The sequence below is a fragment of the Burkholderia sp. PAMC 26561 genome, assembly GCF_001557535.2.
GTDB lineage: Bacteria > Pseudomonadota > Gammaproteobacteria > Burkholderiales > Burkholderiaceae > Caballeronia.
In genome coordinates this window covers 2,538,734-2,554,712 of sequence record NZ_CP014306.1, presented here as the reverse complement: position 1 = coordinate 2,554,712, position 15,979 = coordinate 2,538,734, and the positions used below count along the sequence as shown (strand labels likewise).

The 15,979-nt window shown below is 60.7% G+C and carries 15 protein-coding genes and 1 tRNA gene; 8 read left to right on the top strand and 8 right to left on the bottom strand.

Going from position 1 to position 15,979, the window contains the following annotated elements; all coding sequences use genetic code 11:
- Position 1 precedes the first annotated feature (1 nt).
- Positions 2 to 448 (top strand): helix-turn-helix domain-containing protein, encoded by a 447-nt coding sequence (locus AXG89_RS11760; RefSeq protein WP_061999097.1) that lies wholly within the window; start codon positions 2 to 4, stop codon positions 446 to 448.
- A gap of 115 nt (positions 449 to 563) precedes the next feature.
- Here the strand turns inward: AXG89_RS11760 and AXG89_RS11755 are convergent.
- From AXG89_RS11755 to cysS, 6 genes are all read right to left on the bottom strand, one after another.
- A tRNA-Ser gene (locus AXG89_RS11755) sits at positions 564 to 657 on the bottom strand.
- Positions 658 to 841: 184 nt separating this feature from the next.
- Positions 842 to 2,092, bottom strand: a complete 1,251-nt coding sequence (locus tag AXG89_RS11750) for an aspartate kinase (RefSeq protein ID WP_061999096.1) — start codon at positions 2,090 to 2,092, stop codon at positions 842 to 844.
- 392 nt (positions 2,093 to 2,484) lie between these two features.
- The gene (gene tilS / locus AXG89_RS11745; RefSeq protein WP_062169772.1) at positions 2,485 to 3,927 is read right to left on the bottom strand and encodes a tRNA lysidine(34) synthetase TilS; all 1,443 of its coding nucleotides are present in this window, start codon (positions 3,925 to 3,927) and stop codon (positions 2,485 to 2,487) included.
- A gap of 41 nt (positions 3,928 to 3,968) precedes the next feature.
- Complete coding sequence (locus tag AXG89_RS11740; RefSeq protein WP_060816859.1) at positions 3,969 to 4,940, bottom strand: acetyl-CoA carboxylase carboxyltransferase subunit alpha; 972 nt, start codon at positions 4,938 to 4,940, stop codon at positions 3,969 to 3,971.
- Positions 4,941 to 5,058: 118 nt separating this feature from the next.
- Entirely contained in the window at positions 5,059 to 6,144 is a 1,086-nt protein-coding gene (locus AXG89_RS11735) for a DNA-3-methyladenine glycosylase family protein (RefSeq protein WP_062000804.1), read from the bottom strand.
- A 45-nt stretch (positions 6,145 to 6,189) separates the two neighbouring features.
- Complete coding sequence (gene cysS, locus AXG89_RS11730) at positions 6,190 to 7,605, bottom strand: cysteine--tRNA ligase (protein ID WP_062169771.1); 1,416 nt, start codon at positions 7,603 to 7,605, stop codon at positions 6,190 to 6,192.
- A gap of 408 nt (positions 7,606 to 8,013) precedes the next feature.
- Between cysS and AXG89_RS11725 the strand changes: the two genes are divergently transcribed.
- From AXG89_RS11725 to AXG89_RS11710, 4 genes are all read left to right on the top strand, one after another.
- Positions 8,014 to 8,874, top strand: coding sequence for a tetratricopeptide repeat protein (locus AXG89_RS11725; RefSeq protein ID WP_069638347.1), 861 nt, complete (start codon positions 8,014 to 8,016; stop codon positions 8,872 to 8,874).
- A 90-nt stretch (positions 8,875 to 8,964) separates the two neighbouring features.
- Positions 8,965 to 9,546: a peptidylprolyl isomerase gene (locus tag AXG89_RS11720; RefSeq protein ID WP_062169770.1), complete on the top strand. Its 582-nt coding sequence runs from the start codon at positions 8,965 to 8,967 to the stop codon at positions 9,544 to 9,546.
- A 75-nt stretch (positions 9,547 to 9,621) separates the two neighbouring features.
- Positions 9,622 to 10,119, top strand: coding sequence for a peptidylprolyl isomerase (locus tag AXG89_RS11715; RefSeq protein ID WP_061999092.1), 498 nt, complete (start codon positions 9,622 to 9,624; stop codon positions 10,117 to 10,119).
- Positions 10,116 to 10,922: a UDP-2,3-diacylglucosamine diphosphatase gene (locus AXG89_RS11710; RefSeq protein ID WP_082771404.1), complete on the top strand. Its 807-nt coding sequence runs from the start codon at positions 10,116 to 10,118 to the stop codon at positions 10,920 to 10,922. Before AXG89_RS11715 ends, AXG89_RS11710 begins: the two co-directional genes overlap by 4 nt.
- A 17-nt stretch (positions 10,923 to 10,939) precedes the next feature.
- On the opposite strand, the gene cysE is transcribed toward AXG89_RS11710, so the two are convergent.
- Together cysE and AXG89_RS11700 are read right to left on the bottom strand one after the other, a co-directional pair.
- Positions 10,940 to 11,725 carry a serine O-acetyltransferase gene (gene cysE, locus AXG89_RS11705; RefSeq protein WP_062169769.1) on the bottom strand — a complete coding sequence of 262 codons (786 nt, stop codon included), beginning with the start codon at positions 11,723 to 11,725 and terminating at the stop codon, positions 10,940 to 10,942.
- A 159-nt stretch (positions 11,726 to 11,884) separates the two neighbouring features.
- Entirely contained in the window at positions 11,885 to 12,661 is a 777-nt protein-coding gene (locus AXG89_RS11700) for an RNA methyltransferase (RefSeq protein WP_236873332.1), read from the bottom strand.
- A 309-nt stretch (positions 12,662 to 12,970) separates the two neighbouring features.
- On the opposite strand from AXG89_RS11700, the gene AXG89_RS11695 reads away from it, so the two are divergent.
- From AXG89_RS11695 to AXG89_RS11685, 3 genes are all read left to right on the top strand, one after another.
- The gene (locus AXG89_RS11695; RefSeq protein WP_062169767.1) at positions 12,971 to 13,771 is read left to right on the top strand and encodes an inositol monophosphatase family protein; all 801 of its coding nucleotides are present in this window, start codon (positions 12,971 to 12,973) and stop codon (positions 13,769 to 13,771) included.
- A gap of 195 nt (positions 13,772 to 13,966) precedes the next feature.
- Positions 13,967 to 15,265 carry a lysophospholipid transporter LplT gene (gene lplT, locus AXG89_RS11690; protein WP_061999088.1) on the top strand — a complete coding sequence of 433 codons (1,299 nt, stop codon included), beginning with the start codon at positions 13,967 to 13,969 and terminating at the stop codon, positions 15,263 to 15,265.
- 111 nt (positions 15,266 to 15,376) lie between these two features.
- A complete protein-coding gene (locus AXG89_RS11685; RefSeq protein WP_061999087.1) occupies positions 15,377 to 15,745 on the top strand; it encodes a DUF883 family protein in 369 nt (122 codons plus the stop codon).
- The last annotated feature ends 234 nt before the right edge of the window (positions 15,746 to 15,979 follow it).

Sequence of the window (15,979 nt, the reverse complement as noted above, 5' to 3'; positions counted from 1 at the left end):
AATGTACACCTATACCGATGGCGGCTTGACCAACATTGTCGTCGCGAACGGATACGAAGAGCACGACACCGAGTTTGGCCCGGGCGTTTCGTTTCACGACCTGGATGGCCTGATCCGGGCAATCTGCCTCGCGCTTGCAAGCAAGCGTTCACCGCTTACCGCCGAAGAGTTTCGCTATCTTCGGCAAGCGCTGTGTTTATCGCAGACGTCGGTTGGACGCTTGATGGGCGTAACCGATCAGGCCGTTGCCAAGTGGGAAAAGAAGCACGTTCCGCTGCCCAAGCTGGCCGACTTCGCCATGCGGGCCATCTACATGGAACACGTGGGTGGCAATCAGAAGGTCAAGGATCTGGTCGAAGCACTCAATGTGACAGAAAGAGTGCTGACCATCGTCATGCGTGAAACCGAGAAAGGCTGGCAGCACGAAGAGGAAGAAGCTGTTGCTTGAGAGGCGAAGTCCGCCGCGAGCCAGAAGACCTTGCGGGGCGTCTTGCAGATTCGTTGCTCAGCAGAAAAAACAAAACCCCGTAGATCTGACGATCTACGGGGTTTTGACCATCTTCTGGCGGAGACGGAGGGATTCGAACCCTCGATCCAGGTTTTAGCCCAGATGCTCCCTTAGCAGGGGAGTACCTTCAACCTCTCGGCCACGTCTCCTGCACTTTCTGCCGCGCGGGAGTCAACGCGACGAAGCCAAGATCATAGCGGGTTAGCGGCTGCGGGTCAATTTCATGAGACAAAAATTTTCGTATCTGAGAGTGCGTTGAAGGACGACACATCAAGCCCTCAAAACGGTAACAAACACCCCGGCTAACGCGCTATTCATTCACCCATTTGCAATTCAAGCGCGATCGAGTTCGAACACCTTGTGCAACGCCCGCACGGCGAGCTCGGTGTACTTCTCGTCGATGAGCACCGAAATCTTGATCTCGGACGTCGAGATCATCTGGATGTTGATGCCCTCTTCCGCCAGCGTCCGGAACATCGTGCTGGCAATGCCCACGTGCGAACGCATGCCCACGCCCACGACCGACACCTTCGACACCTTGGGGTCGCCGCGTACCTGCTCGGCCTTCACATGTTCCTTCACCTGGTTTGTCAGGATATCCATGGCGCGCGCGTAATCGCCGCGGCCCACCGTGAACGTGAAGTCGGTCTTGCCGTCCACGCTCGTGTTCTGGATGATCATGTCGATGTCGATGTTCGCATCCGCCACCGGGCCCAGGATCTGGTACGCAATACCTGGCTTATCAGGCACGCCCATCACGGCAATACGCGCTTCGTCGCGCTGGAATGCAATGCCCGAGATAACAGCTTTTTCCATGGTCTCGTCTTCTTCAAAAGTAATCAGGGTGCCCGAGCACATTTCGGTTTCGAGCGGAATCAAGGGGTCCGTCAGGCTCGACAGCACCCGTGTCTTCACCTGATATTTACCCGCGAATTCCACCGAACGGATCTGCAACACCTTCGATCCGAGGCTCGCCATTTCCAGCATTTCTTCAAACGTCACACGATCCAGCCGGCGCGCCTCTTCCACCACGCGCGGGTCTGTGGTGTAGACGCCGTCGACGTCCGTGTAAATCAGGCATTCGTCGGCTTTCAATGCCGCCGCAATGGCCACCGCCGACGTATCCGAACCGCCGCGTCCGAGCGTTGCAATATGGCCTTCCGGATCGACGCCCTGGAAGCCCGTGATCACGACGACCTTGCCTGCATCGAGATCGGCGAGCACGCGCGTGCCGTCGATCTCGCTGATCCGTGCCTTCGTGAATGCGCTGTCCGTCTTGATGGGAACCTGCCAGCCGGCGTAGCTGACCGCTTCGAGGCCTTCGGCCTGCAATGCGATAGCCAAGAGGCCGACGCTTACCTGTTCACCCGTGGAGGCGATCATGTCGAGCTCGCGCGGGTCGGGGTTCGCGGTGATTTCGCGCGCGAGGCCGAGCAGGCGGTTCGTTTCGCCGGACATGGCCGACGGGACGACGACCAGCTTGTGGCCTGCCTTGTGCCATTTGGCGACGCGCCTGGCGACGTTCTTGATGCGCTCGACCGAGCCCATCGAAGTGCCGCCGTATTTATGTACGATGAGTGCCATTGTCGTTTTGAACTGGAGGAAAAGCCGCGCTGCGCGCCGTGTAATGCGCCGCGTACCGCACGTGGTTCACGTATTGCAACAGAAGCCCGCCTTGAGCGTGAGTCCGGGCGGAATCTGGATAGGTGCGATCGACGACTTAAGCGTGACGACGAAACGCGGACGCCGCGCGCGCAAGGTTCGCTCACACGCAAAATGCGATTCCAGCGGCCAAAAACGCGTCTTCTGGACGGAAAAGCTGCTTGAAAGGCGTAGCGGGAAACCGGTAAACGTACCCGATCGAGGCCTAAAACACAAGCTGGAACGGCCGTTTCCTACGTGGCATGACGGCGTCGGAATCCGCAGGAAGGGAGAAAATTACCGACCGGCAGATGATGCCTGGACCGCTCGACGGGTCAGGCGATCACCAGATCCGGTTGCCACGCGATACGCCAGCGGGGGCCGGTTTCGCTGCCGGGTCGCTCGCACGCGCGGTTGATCCCGATCAGCGGCACGAACAAAAGAGTCTCGCCTGAAAAGAGAAGCGGCACGTCGCGCTTCCATCCCGGCACTCCCTGCTCCTGAAACAGGTTTTTGAGCGTGCGGCTCGGCCCATTTGCCGATATCCTCACTCGCTCGCCGCCCGCACGCGAACGTGCGGTGAGCGGGCTCAGGCGCAGAGTGGCTTCGGAAACGGAGCCGGCAGTATCGGTGTCGTCGTCGGTCACTGGCGAGAACACGAAAGTCCCGCGCCACTGCGGCAAGCGCCACACGCTCTCGCCATTCCAGTCGAGTCTGCTTGCCGCGCGCGGTGATGATGCGCCGTTGTCGAGATCTGCCGGATCGGCGCTGTCACCCGTCTCCCAGAACATGGAATCCCGGTACACCCGCAAACACTGTCCCGCATGATCGATGCGCAACGCATGACCGTCGCGGGAAGCCGCGGCATCGCGCAACTGGCGGAGGATCTCGCCAATACGCGCCGTCGATGCCGCCTGCAGTCCAAGCACGCGCATCCAGTAGCGCAAGAGGTTGATCGCGCGTTCATCGTCGAGCATGAGCACAGCCGATGACATCAATGCGTTTTCATCGTCGGGATGGGCGGCCGATTGCAAATCGATGCGCGCAAGATCATCCAGCAGGCGTTGTGCCGACGCCGCGTGCGACGCCGTGCGCGCAAGTGCATCGCGAAAACCGGGGAAATGCACGGCGAGCGCGGGAAGGACATCGTGGCGCAACGCGTTGCGCGCATAACGGGTATCGGCGTTGGATTCGTCGTCGATCCAGCGCAGATCCCGCTGATGCGCATAGTGCTCGAGCTGCGCTTTCAACACATGCAGCAAGGGCCGGACACGCGGCACGGAAAGACCGTCGGCGCGTTGTGGCGCCATGGCGGCGAGCCCCGCCACACCGGCGCCGCGCAGCAGTTGCAGCAACACGGTTTCCGCCTGATCGTCGGCGTGATGCGCAAGCCAGAGCGTGGTGGCGCCCTGCTCTTCACATAAGGCATCGAGCGCTCGATAACGCGCATCTCTCGCCGCCGCTTCGAGACTCTCGCCACCTTCACGCACGACATCGACCTGGCGCGATACAAACCGCACGCCCAGCCCGCGGGCGAACGCATGACAATGCCCGGCCCACGCATCGGCATTGGGGCTCAGGCCATGATGAACGTGCAACGCGATGACGCGAGCCTGTCCCGCGCAACGCACGGCGGCATCGAGCAGCGTGGTGGAATCAAGACCGCCGCTGAAAGCAACGGCGATGGGACTGTCGGTGGAAGTCGACACGTCGGCTAACGCCGCGCGCACCGCATCGATCACGAGGCGGCTGGCGGGAGTTTCAGTGTCGGAGGTCACGGGAATCGCTTATCCGCAGAAGGTGAGCGAAGCGTTGCCGCTCACGCACCCGGCAGGTTTTCCTTGAACTTGCCGTAGGCCATCAGCTTGTCGAACCGGCGTGCGCGGACGTCGAGTGCGTTCATGCCGTGGAACTGACGCAGCGTGTCAGCCAACGCACGGCGCAGCAACGCGGCCATGCCCTTCGGATCGCGATGCGCGCCGCCAAGCGGCTCGTTCACGATCTTGTCGATCAGACCGAGCGCCTTCAACCGGTGCGCAGTCAAACCAAGCGCTTCGGCTGCTTCCGGCGCCTTCGCCGCGCTCTTCCACAAGATCGACGCGCAGCCTTCCGGCGAAATCACCGAGTAGGTAGAGAACTGCAGCATCAGCACGCTGTCCGCAACGGCAATTGCCAACGCGCCGCCGGAGCCGCCTTCGCCGATGATCGTCGCAATGATCGGCGTCTTCAGCTCGGCCATCACATACAGATTGCGCCCGATCGCTTCCGACTGGCCGCGCTCTTCGGCGCCGATGCCGGGATAGGCGCCGGGTGTATCGATGAACGTGAAAATCGGCAGCCCGAATTTTTCAGCGAGACGCATCAGGCGCTCGGCTTTCCGATACCCCTCCGGACGCGGCATGCCGAAATTACGCGCGGCGCGCTCCTTGGTGTCACGCCCTTTTTGCTGGCCGATCACCATGCAGGCCTGGCCGTTGAAACGCGCGAGGCCGCCGACAATGGCCAGGTCGTCGGCATATGAGCGGTCGCCGTGCAGTTCGTGGAAGTCGGTGAAAAGCTCGTTCACATAGTCGAGTGTGTACGGACGCTGCGGATGCCGCGCGATCTGCGAAACCTGCCATGGGGTCAGGTTTGCGTACAGGTCTTTCGTGAGCTGCTGGCTCTTCTTCGAAAGCCGCTCGATTTCTTCCGAGATATCGACAGCGGAATCGTCCTGAACAAAGCGCAATTCTTCGATCTTCGCTTCGAGTTCAGCGATCGGCTGTTCGAAATCCAGAAAAGTGGTCTTCATATGTACGAATCCTAGAGCATCGGGCAGCGCGTATTCTAACCGCGCCAGCCTCACTAAATTTCGGGTCGAAACTATCGATTATATAATATTGATAGTCGAACGACTCCGACGATACCTTTTAGTGATCGGCGGGCACTGGATAAAGGCTGCGCCACATGTACCACGTCGCGACGGTGCGCCACGGCTCCCAGTTGGCCGCGACTTCGCGCGCTTCGCTGCGTGTGACAGGTTCGCCGCTGAAATAGTTGACGCTGATGGCCTGGATCAGGCCGAGGTCGTCGAGCGGCAGGACGTCCGGGCGCGACAGGTTGAAGATCAGGAACATTTCCGCGGTCCAGCGGCCAATGCCGCGAATCTGCGTCAACTCCGCGATCACGGCTTCGTCTTCCATCGACGTCCAGCTATCCACGTGCAATGCGCCCGACACGAAATGCTGGGCGACATCGAGAATGTACTCGGACTTTCTCTTCGATAACCCGCACGACTGCAGCTTCGCCGGACCGACCTTGATGAACTGCTGCGGCGCGAGCGTGGGGCACGTCACCTCCACGCGTTTCCAGATGGCTTGCGCGGAGGCCACCGAAATCTGCTGGCCGACGACAGAACGCGCGAGCGTGGTGAACGGATCATCGCGATTCACGAGGTGCACCGGGCCGAACTTCGGAATCAGCTTCTTGAGGATCCGGTCGCGCTTGACCAGATCCGCGCACGCTTTTTCCCAATACTCGGGACGGGCGGCTTCCGGGGCAAGCCCGGGTGTTTGCACCGGGACCGATTTTTCCGCAGTGATGGCGCGCGACTTTCGGACGATCGCGCCATCAGCCTGGGGATCGCGCACGAGCGCTTGCGAAGACTCTGCAGCGAGATCGGCTTCGTTGACCTTGACATCGATCGCCCTGGCCGCGTCGCCGTTCGCTGTCTTCGGCGACGCCTTAAGCGCGCCCGTATGCACAGTCTTGCGTGCCCGAGTCGCGCCATTCGCTGCATTTGCTTTTGACACGTCTTCATGCGCGGCGCCGTTGACCGCGCGTTTCTTCGATGCCGTCTTGCCCGCCGCGCCGTCGGCCGCGCCATTGAGCCGCTTGGCCAAGGGCTTGGACGCCGTCGATGTCTTTACATTTGCACGCCGCGTAGCCGTTGTTTCGGTCGCTGCGGTACTTCCGGACGCGGCTCGTTTAGCCGGCGTCTTTCTGGCCGTTGCCATCATGCCTCCTACCTGGTGAGTCGATCAAAGAAATGCGAAGGACGTTCAGTTACGACGCCATTCGGTCGACCCACCCGGTTTGTCTTCAAGTGCAATTCCGGCCTCGAGCAACTCAGCGCGAATCCGGTCTGCTTCGGCATAGTTCTTCGCTTTTTTCGCAGCAACGCGAGCAGCGATCTTCGTTTCGATATCAAGAGGCGTGAGGCCGGCAGCGCCCTCCTCGCCGTTGTTCCTGCTGCTGCCCGGCGCATCCTGAAGGAACGCACGCGGCTCGCGCTGCAACAAGCCGAGCACGCCGCCAAGCGACTTCAACTGACGCGCGAGCACGGCATCCCGTGAGCGGTTCACTTCGCTCGCCAGTTCGAACAGCACGGCAACAGCCACGGGTGTATTGAAGTCGTCGTTCATGGCTGCCTGGAAACGCTGCGCATGTGCCTCGTTCCAGTCGAGCAGATTCGTATCCGGGTTCACATCTTTCAGCGCAGTGTACAAGCGCGTGAGCGCCCCACGTGCATCATCTATATGTACGTCGCTGTAATTGAGCGGCGACCGATAGTGTGCCCGTGCAATAAAAAACCGCACGACTTCTGCATCGAATTTTTCAAGGACTTCGCGAATGGTGAAGAAGTTGCCAAGCGACTTCGACATCTTTTCGCTGTCGATCTGCACGAAGCCGTTGTGCAACCAGTAGTTCACGAACCGAACGCCGGTCGCCGCCTCGCTCTGCGCAATTTCATTCTCATGGTGCGGAAACTGCAGGTCCTGGCCGCCGCCGTGAATGTCGAAACGCTCGCCGAGCAACGTGCAGCCCATGGCCGAACATTCGATGTGCCAGCCCGGCCGCCCGCGTCCCCATGCAGAGTCCCAGCCCGTGTCGGGCGGTTCGCCCTCTTTCGCGCGTTTCCACAATACGAAGTCGAGCGGGTCCAGCTTCGCGTCGTTCGACGCCACGCGTTCGCCCGCGCGCAAGTCCTCGATCGACTTGCCCGACAGCTTGCCGTAGCCCTCGAATTTGCGCACCGCATAGTTCACATCGCCGTCGCTTGCTTGATAGGCGTAGCCGTTGTTCACGAGGGTCTGGATCATGCCGAGCATCTGCGGCACGAAATCGGTTGCACGCGGCTCGTGGTCGGGGCGCTCGACACCGAGGGCATCGAGATCGTCATACATGGCCTGAATGAATCGCGTGGTGAGCGCCTTGATCGATTCGCCGTTTTCCACGGCGCGCCGAATGATCTTGTCGTCGATGTCCGTGATGTTGCGCACGTAGGTCACGTCATAGCCGATCGTACGAAGCCAGCGCTGAACGATGTCGAACACGATCATCATGCGTGCATGCCCGACGTGACAGTAGTCGTACACCGTGATTCCGCAGACATACATGCGCACTTCTCCTGCACGGAGCGGCACAAAAGCTTGCTTGTCACGCGCGAGCGTGTTGTAGATGCGCAATGAGTTCATAAACGATGGTGCGTGGGCCGGGACATCCGAGTGTTTCGATTGCTGGCCAAATGTGGCGAGCGTGCTGCGTATTTCCCACGTAAGGCACGTGGTTCACACGTAGGCGCCTTTTACAAAATGTGCAAACTGCACGTCGGCGCCGAGATGATCATGCTACAGGTAGCGATCGGCTGGCGACAAGAACTAGAACGACAGCATGACCGGCAGCAACATAATGACGATGGCATAACGGCGAGAGACATGTTCAGCTATAAAAACCGGAGCGATGCGATCCCGATGAGAGCACGTCGGAACAGGAGCGAGAGCGCCGCAAAAACATGCGGGTCATGCGAATCAAAACGGAGGCGGCCGCGAGTGGCGTAAAGACTGTCCGGACGTTCGACGGAACGTTGCGGACGTTTTGTTAGAATGGGCCGGAGTATAACATTCAGAAACGAGCCTATGAAACCTACCAGCCGCCGCGTACCAAGCGTTGCCAAGCTCGCGGCGACCGCACTTGCAACTGCCGCTTTCGGACTTGGCGCAACTTTGTGGCCGGTCATGCCGGCGCTTGCGCAAGTCTCCACCGCCACTGCAGATGACACGCCCGCCATCGACACCGCTATTGCGCAGAAGCAATGGCAAAGCGCGCTCATCCAGCTCGACGCGCGCCTCGCGACCAATCCGCGCGACGTGCAGGCAAAGTTCAAGCGCGCCACCGTCCTCGCGCGCCTGAACCGGGACGATGAAGCCATCACGGCCTTCACCGAACTCACGCAAACGTATCCGGAGTTGCCCGAGCCGTATAACAATCTCGCTGCGCTTTACGCGAAGGAAGGCCGTTATGACGAAGCGCGCGTTGCGCTTGAAACCGCAACGAAGGCCAATCCAAGCTACGCGCTTGCGTATGAGAACCTGGGCGATCTTTATCTGCGTCTCGCAAGCGAATCGTACAAGCGCGCTCAGACGCTCGGCTCGAGAAGCCCGCTGACCGCGCAGCGCGTGGGCGATATTCAAAAGATCGTTTCACCTCCGCCGCGGCGTCGTCCGGAAGCGGCTGCTGCAGCAGCGGCGGCAGCTTCAGGCGCATCGGGTGTGCCGGCGGCTTCGGCGCCTGTAGCGGCTTCATCGGCGGCGACGTCAAACAACGGTGACTGGAACGCGCCGAATTCGGGCACGACAGGCTCGTCCTCGTCATCCACGGACATGTCCGCACCGCTTTATTCGCCGTTCGGCGGACCCAGCGTGCCGCTCTCGAACACGCCTTATTTCGCACCTTCCAAACCGTGACCCGGCGTGTACGGACATCCGAACCGCGCAGGTCCGGATGTCCGTACAGACCGCTACACGATGCAGCTCCAACCAGAGGATCGATTGCTCATGAAAAGTTTGTTGTTGGCGCTCGGCAGCGCTGCACTCATTGCCCAGGCGCCTGCTTTTGCCCAGTCGTCGCCGGCGGCCGCTCATCCGAACGTGCTGCTCAAGACATCGCAAGGCGAAATCAAGGTCGAGCTTTATCCTGAAAAGGCGCCGAAGAGCGTCGCCAACTTTCTCGATTATGTGAAGTCCGGCCAGTACAACGGAACGATCTTTCATCGTGTGATTCCAGGCTTCATGATCCAGGGCGGCGGCTATACCACGAGCTTCGCTGAGAAGCCCACGCGCGCGCCCATTCCGCTTGAAAGCAAGAACGGCTTGAAGAACAGCACCGGCACCCTCGCGATGGCCCGCACGAGCGATCCGAACTCGGCCACGTCGCAGTTCTTCATCAATACCGTCGATAACACCGGCCTCGATTACCCCAACGGCGACGGCAACGGTTATGCCGTATTCGGCAAGGTCGTCTCCGGCATGGACGTGGTCAAGAAGATCGAAGCTACGCCCACCACCACGCGCGGTCCCATGGGCGATGTGCCGCAATCGAACGTCGTGATCGAGTCCGCCAGCGTGGTCGGAAAGTAAAAGCTGCAGCAGCAGGCATACGCCGTGCGCGTCGCGTAATGCTCCAACAACTCTTGAAAAGGAAAGGAATTCATCATGGTCGAACTCCATACGAATCACGGCATCATCAAGATCGAACTGAACGCTGAAAAGGCGCCGAAGTCCGTCGAGAATTTCTTGAACTACGTCAAGAAAGGTCACTACGACAACACCGTGTTCCATCGCGTGATCGACGGTTTCATGATCCAGGGCGGCGGCTTCGAACCGGGCATGACGCAAAAGCCGACGGACGCACCCATCGACAACGAAGCGAACAATGGCCTGAAGAACGAAGTCGGTTCGCTCGCCATGGCACGCACGAACGATCCGCATTCGGCGACCGCGCAGTTCTTCATCAACGTGGGCGACAACGAGTTCCTGAACCACACGGCGCCGACGTCGCAGGGCTGGGGTTATGCGGTGTTCGGCAAGGTCGTGGACGGCATGGATATCGTCGACAAGATCCGCAAGGTGAAGACCGGCTCGAAGGGTTTTCATCAGGACGTGCCGGCGGATGACGTCGTGATCGAGAAGGCTGTTGTAGTCGGTGAATGACTGACTTGACGCACGGCTTGATCGATTCAATGGAAACAGCGGGCGCGCATGCTACAGCGCGCCCGCTGTTTTTCATTTCCGATCTCCATCTGAGCGACGCCATTCCGAAGACGGTGGCGGCGTTCGAGCATTTCATCGAAGTGACGGCGAACGACGCAGACTCGGTTTTCATCCTCGGCGATCTGTTCGAATTCTGGGTTGGCGACGACGTGCTCGCGGCCTGCGTGCAAGGTCCGCGCGCGGCGTTCGCGCGGCGCATGACGGCGCTGATGCATACGTTGTCCGAGCGTGGCATCGGCTTGTACGTGATGCACGGAAATCGCGACTTCCTGCTCGGCAAGCGTTTCATGCGCGCGGCCGGCGCAATGTCGTTGCCCGATCCTTTCGTCATCACCGCATTCGGCACGCGGATCGTGGTCGCGCACGGCGACGCGCTTTGCACCGATGACCCCGCGTACCAGCGCTTTCGCCGTTTTGCGCGTAATCAGGTTGCGCAGCAGGTGTTCCTGAGCTTGCCGCTGAAGCTGCGGTTATCGATTGCGGAACGCATGCGGTCAACGAGCGAAGATGGACGGATGCGCCCCGTGCAGGCCAAATACGACGTGACGCGAAGCGCCGTGGCGCAGTTGTTCGCCAGCACCGGCACGCATACGATGATTCACGGCCACACGCACTTGCCCGCGCGGCATCGTGAAAACGATGGCGTCCGATGGGTCATGCCCGATTGGGAACTCGATCATGGCGAGCCACGCGGCGGTTATCTGCGCGTGGACGCCGAGGGAATCCGCGCGCTGCCGCTGTAACGGGTTTTAGTCAGCTTCTAACGACGCGCCGCTTCGCCTTTCATCACATCCGAAAGCCGCTTCAAGTCGATGAACGCCGCGTTATCCACGCCGCTGATGGCATCGATGCGTGTACCCAGCTTGTCCAGCGCCGCGACGATCTCATCCACCCGGTGCGTTTGCGTCGACGCATGATCGATCAGGCCGTGAATGGCGAGCGAGACGGGGTCATCGGCGTTCGGCGTGATTCCGTACGCGCAAAAGGCGGAACGCTCGGGCGTGCAGTCTTTCTCAACGGGCTTCGCGGTCGCCGGCATGACAACGCGCGCCGGATTGCCCACCGCCGTTCCGCCCGCCGGAACGGGCTTCACCACGACCGCGTTCGAACCGATCTTCGCGTCAGCGCCGACCGTAAATCCGCCGAGCACTTTCGCGCCCGCGCCGACGATCACGCCCCGTTCGAGCGTCGGATGCCGTTTCGCGCCGCGCTCGAGCGACGTGCCACCGAGCGTGACGCCCTGGTAGATCGTGCATTCATCGCCGATAACCGCTGTTTCCCCGATAACCACGCCCATCCCGTGATCGATAAACACGCGTCGACCGAGCGTCGCGCCCGGATGGATCTCGATGCCTGTCAAGAAACGCGCGAACTGCGAGACGAAGCGCCCGAACCAGCGCCCGCCTGACACCCACGACGCATGCGCGATCCGGTGCAGCACGACAGCGTGAAAGCCCGGGTAACACGTCACGACTTCCCAGGCGCTGCGGGCGGCGGGATCGCGCTCGCGGATGGCGGCAATGTTTTCACGAAGTCGGCTGAACATGGCGTGGCTCGGTCGGTGATCTGCTGGGGTTATTACGAAAACGCCCGGCCGTATGGCTCAGCACGATTTCGGGTATCGATAGCTTCTTTTGCGCAGATTGTAGGACGAGCCGTCCGGAAACGCGCCGATGCCCCCGCTGGCAGCACGGTCTGAACTCGTTCAGCGCTTGACCCGCAGAAGAATGTGCTTGGCGATTCCGCGCAGGATATTCACTTCTTCGTGCTCCAGCCCCGAGCGCGAAAAGAGGCGCCTCAAACGCGACATCAGCTTCTTCGGGTTGGCCGGATCGAGGAAATCGAGCGCGACCAGCGCCTGTTCGAGATGCGCGTACATGCCTTCGATCTCGTCGCTTGGCGCGCTGGCCGCGGCGCTCGGGACCGAAGCGGCAGGCACTTCAGTACGCTCGAGCAGCGCAAGCCGCAACTCATAAGCCAGGACCTGGACCGCCTGCGCGAGATTGAGCGAGCTGTACGCCGGATTGGCCGGAATATGTGCAAGCGCGCTGCATCGCTCGACATCCGCGTTCGACAACCCCACGCGCTCGTTGCCGAACACCAGCGCAATCGCGCCGCCGCCCTCGCCCTGCTCGCAGGCTTTTCCAACGGCTGCGCGCGGCGCCATTTGCGGCGGTCCGTATTCCCGCGTGCGGGCCGTGAGCGCGATGGACCAATGGACGCCGCTGAGTGCATCGGTGAGTGTTTCGACGACTTGCGCTGATGCCAGCACGCCATCGGCGCCCGAGGCCATCGCGATGGCTTCGGGTTCGCGGGTGACGAACGGGATTTTCGGCGCGACCACGATCAGCCGGGAAAATCCCATGGTCTTGAGCGCGCGCGCCGCTGCGCCGACATTGCCTGGATGGCTCGGCTCGACGAGCACGAACCGGGTCGATGAGAAGGCGTCGCCGGGTTGATCCGGGGAAGAGTTCGTGGTCACGATAGAACGCTTGCGAAAAAGGTAGGAAAACCGTCATGGTATCGCCAGACGAGGTTTCCAATGTGTGCATCGCGGCGCAACGGGCATAACCCGCGCCCTGCCCGACTCGGGTAAAATACGCAGTTCGCGCGCGCCTTACGCTGTTTTCAGCCAGTTTCAGGTTGAAAAAAGGCACGTGCATCGCTCTTCTTCAATTTGTTGCCGTCGACACAAACGTCGATTCTGCCCGCCGGTTGGGCACTTTCCGCTCGGGGTTCCGGCTTCACGCGCATGGCGTGGAGCGCAGCCGCCGGGCAAAGGACTCTATTCATGCATCCGATGCTCAATATTGCTGTCAAGGCCGCTCGCCGCGCCGGACAGATCATCAACCGCGCGTCGCTCGATCTGGACCGGATCCAGGTCAGCAAGAAGCAGCACAACGACTTCGTGACGGAAGTCGACAAGGCGTCGGAAGCCGCGATCATCGAAACGCTGACGACTGCTTATCCGAAGCATTCCATCCTCGCCGAGGAATCCGGCGAACTGGACAAGGAATCCGAATTCCAGTGGATCATCGATCCGCTCGACGGCACGACCAACTTCATCCACGGTTTTCAGTATTACTGCGTTTCCATTGCGCTTGCCCACAAGGGCATCATCACGCAGGCCGTCGTCTACGATCCCACTCGCAATGACCTTTTCACCGCCTCGCGCGGTTCGGGCGCTTACCTGAACGAGCGGCGCATCCGCGTGGGCAAGCTGGATCGTCTCGGCGACGCCCTCGTTGGCACCGGCTTCCCGTTTCGCGAAGGTGACGGTCTGGAAGCCTACAGCAAGCTTTTCACGCAAATGACCGAAGCGTGCGCCGGATTGCGTCGTCCGGGCGCGGCCGCGCTCGATCTGGCCAACGTGGCCGCAGGCCGTCTCGATGCGTTTTTTGAACAAGGTATCAAGGCGTGGGACGTGGCGGCGGGCAGCCTGCTGATCACGGAAGCCGGCGGACTGGTCGGCAACTACACCGGCGAATCCGACTTCCTGCACAAGAGCGAGATTGTCGCGGCGAACCCTAAGGTGTACGCGCAAATGATCAAGATCCTCGATCCCTTCACGACCACGCGCACGAGCGCGTAACGGTTGAGCGAAAGGCGGCTGCGGCCGCCTTTTTTGTTGGAGCACGCAGATTGCACTTGATGTCCGGAACGGGTCTCATGTTGGTCCGCGGCGTTCATGCACGCAGCGCCCGCCTCCGCTACAGTGTCCCGTCCGGCCGCTCGCGGCGCTTCCTCATCCGAGTCTCCTCACCCTTCGCTGCCGCCCTGCCGTCACATGAAAAAAGGCTTTTATACGATCATCGCCGCGCAGTTCGTGTCGTCGCTTGCCGACAACGCGCTGCTCATTGCCGCCATCGCGATGCTTTCGGTGATGCATTCGGCGTCCTGGGTGACGCCGCTGCTGCAGATCTTCTTCACCATTTCCTATGTGCTGCTCGCGCCATTTGTCGGTGCATTCGCCGATGCCATGCAAAAGCGCCATGTCATGTTCATCTCCAACGCGCTCAAGGCCGGCGGCTGCGCGCTGATGATCCTGGGCGTGCATCCGATGATCGCGTACGGCGTCGTAGGTCTGGGCGCCGCTGCGTATTCGCCCGCCAAATACGGCATTCTCACCGAACTGTTGCCACCCGAAAAACTCATCCCGGCGAACGCATGGCTTGAATCGGCGACTGTCGGTTCGACCATTCTCGGTACCGTGATTGGCGGCGCACTGGTCAGCCAGTACGTGGAACATTTCGTAAGCGCGGCGCACCTCGTCCTGATCCGCTCGGCGGCCGACGCCGCCATGTTCGCGGTCATGGTCGTGTATGCGGCCGCCGCCGTCATCAACATCGGTATTCCCGATACTGGCGCGCGCTACAAGAACCGCCTGAAGGAACCATCGAAACTCGTTGGCGATTTCACGCATGCGTTCAAGGTTCTGTGGAGCGACAAGCTCGCCCAGATCGCGTTGTGGGTGACCACGCTGCTGTGGGGCGCCGCCGTCACGCTGCAGTTGCTCGTCCTCAAATGGGCCGATGCCAACCTCGGCCTGTCGCTCTCCAAAGCGGCCGTTCTGCAAGGCGTGACGGGACTGGGCATTGCGATCGGCGCATCGGCCGCTGCCGCCTGGGTGCCGTTGCGCAGTTCGCTCAAGGTGTTGCCGATCGGAGTCGTGACCGGCGCCGTGGCCATCTGCATGGCGTTCTATAACAAGGACCTGTTTCCGGCCGGATCGGGCGTGCATATCGGGCCCTTGTTTGCCCCGCTTTATATCCTCGGCGCTTATCCACTGATGATCCTGCTTGGCGCGCTGTCGGGGTTTTTCATCGTGCCGATGAACGCAATCTTGCAGCATCGCGGTGCGACCTTGCTGACGGCAGGCGCGTCGATCGCGGTGCAAAACTTCAACCAGAACCTGGCGGTGTTATCGATGCTCGGCGCCTACGCACTCTTGCTCACGACCAAACTGCCGGTGGAATGGATCATCGTGGTGTTCGGGGTGTTTATTTGCCTGATGATGGGCCTCGCGATGCGGCGGCACGCGCGCAACGAGCGCACGGTCGACCTTGGCGCGCTGGTGGAAGAATGATAAAACGCCTGGTGCAGGAACGGTATTTGCTGGACACTTTGCTCGATTGAGAGCCGCGCGACTGAAAAGCGCGGATCGAAATAAACCAGGGACACGTCAAAGGAGCTGCAAATGGGTTTGTTTTCACGTTCTACACTCGATAGCAACATCAATGACGCCGCCAAGGTCGGCCGACGTGCTGTGCGTGGCGCAAGCGACGTGGTCGATTCGGCCAGCACGCAACTGCGCGGATTGTTGGACGAGCTCGACAGTTCAATCCGCGACGCGAAAGACGTCAATGTGGACCAGTTGCGCAAGGACTTGCAGTCCAAGCTGAAGACAGCGCGTTCGCAATTCGATGGGTCGTCCTCGGCGATCGCGGATCGTTTCAACGACGCCGCCGGTTACGCTGATGAATTCGTCCACGACAAGCCGTGGCACACGCTGGGCGCCGTCGCGGGCCTTGCGCTGCTGGTCGGTTTTCTGGCAGGACGTTCGTAAAATCGCAAGCATGATCAAAGCAAAAGCGCCGGCTTGCCGGCGTTTTTGCTTTTACGGCGTGAAGATCGCTCGAAAACGTCAAGATCTCGACCTCTCGTTAGCCATCCGGCCAGGGGGTCGCCAAGGCCCTGACGCGGTACACTCGTGCCCTTAGACATCTTAGACATTCGCGAAATCCAAGCAATCACGATGGGCACTCACACCTCCGTTTCTCCCGCCGCACCTGACGCGCAG

What these genes read in the sequence shown, in the direction of transcription:
- AXG89_RS11750 (WP_061999096.1), bottom strand. Translation starts at nt 2,092, where the DNA reads ATGGCACTCATCGTACATAAATACGGCGGCACTTCGATGGGCTCGGTC.
- AXG89_RS11725 (WP_069638347.1), top strand. Translation starts at nt 8,014, where the DNA reads ATGGGCCGGAGTATAACATTCAGAAACGAGCCTATGAAACCTACCAGC.
- AXG89_RS11685 (WP_061999087.1), top strand. Translation starts at nt 15,377, where the DNA reads ATGGGTTTGTTTTCACGTTCTACACTCGATAGCAACATCAATGACGCC.
- cysE (WP_062169769.1), bottom strand. Translation starts at nt 11,725, where the DNA reads ATGTTCAGCCGACTTCGTGAAAACATTGCCGCCATCCGCGAGCGCGAT.
- AXG89_RS11715 (WP_061999092.1), top strand. Translation starts at nt 9,622, where the DNA reads ATGGTCGAACTCCATACGAATCACGGCATCATCAAGATCGAACTGAAC.
- AXG89_RS11695 (WP_062169767.1), top strand. Translation starts at nt 12,971, where the DNA reads ATGCATCCGATGCTCAATATTGCTGTCAAGGCCGCTCGCCGCGCCGGA.
- AXG89_RS11735 (WP_062000804.1), bottom strand. Translation starts at nt 6,144, where the DNA reads ATGGCAACGGCCAGAAAGACGCCGGCTAAACGAGCCGCGTCCGGAAGT.
- AXG89_RS11720 (WP_062169770.1), top strand. Translation starts at nt 8,965, where the DNA reads ATGAAAAGTTTGTTGTTGGCGCTCGGCAGCGCTGCACTCATTGCCCAG.
- AXG89_RS11740 (WP_060816859.1), bottom strand. Translation starts at nt 4,940, where the DNA reads ATGAAGACCACTTTTCTGGATTTCGAACAGCCGATCGCTGAACTCGAA.
- lplT (WP_061999088.1), top strand. Translation starts at nt 13,967, where the DNA reads ATGAAAAAAGGCTTTTATACGATCATCGCCGCGCAGTTCGTGTCGTCG.
- AXG89_RS11710 (WP_082771404.1), top strand. Translation starts at nt 10,116, where the DNA reads ATGACTGACTTGACGCACGGCTTGATCGATTCAATGGAAACAGCGGGC.
- cysS (WP_062169771.1), bottom strand. Translation starts at nt 7,605, where the DNA reads ATGAACTCATTGCGCATCTACAACACGCTCGCGCGTGACAAGCAAGCT.
- AXG89_RS11760 (WP_061999097.1), top strand. Translation starts at nt 2, where the DNA reads ATGTACACCTATACCGATGGCGGCTTGACCAACATTGTCGTCGCGAAC.